This is a genomic window from Luteitalea sp., assembly GCA_009377605.1.
Taxonomy (GTDB): domain Bacteria; phylum Acidobacteriota; class Vicinamibacteria; order Vicinamibacterales; family Vicinamibacteraceae; genus WHTT01.
On record WHTT01000371.1, the window covers coordinates 1 to 509 of the forward strand.

Consider the following 509-nt stretch of genomic DNA (forward strand, 5'->3'; position numbering starts at 1 on the left):
GGTTCGTTGTGCGAGGGACCGGTCACCGGCACCACGCTGCTCACCGACGAGCACAGCTTCACCTACGGCAGGGACGGCGAGCTCCTCCGCTGCGCCTGGCACGGCTGGGAGTTCGAGATCGCGACCGGCGTCGCGCTCGTCGACCCCCGCGTGCGCGCCCGTACCTACCCGGTCACGGTGGACGACGGCAACGTCGTCCTGCACCTCTGACCGGCGAGCGCGCTCGCCGCGGCCGTGACCCGGCCCGCGGCCGCGGCGGTCAGCCGGTGCCGCCGGGACCGGCCGGCAGGTGGCCGAGCTGGGCACTGATCCGGTCGGCGGCCGCACGCACCCGCTCGCCGAGGGCGGCCAGCTTCTGTCTGGGCAGTCGGTACTCCGGTGCGGAGACGCTCAGCGCGGCCACGCACGCGCCCTGGTGGTCGCGCACTGGCGCGGCCGCGCCGTTCAGGCCGTCTTCCATCTCGCCCTCCGCGTCGGCCCAGCCGCGCGCGCGTACCCGCTCGATCTCG

The 509-nt window shown here is 75.6% G+C and carries 1 protein-coding gene; it reads right to left on the reverse strand.

Annotated features, from left to right (window positions below; translation table 11 throughout):
- Positions 1-259: 259 nt before the first annotated feature.
- Positions 260-509: IclR family transcriptional regulator (locus GEV06_29340; GenBank protein ID MPZ21940.1), on the reverse strand; the 250-nt coding region annotated here is incomplete at its 5' end.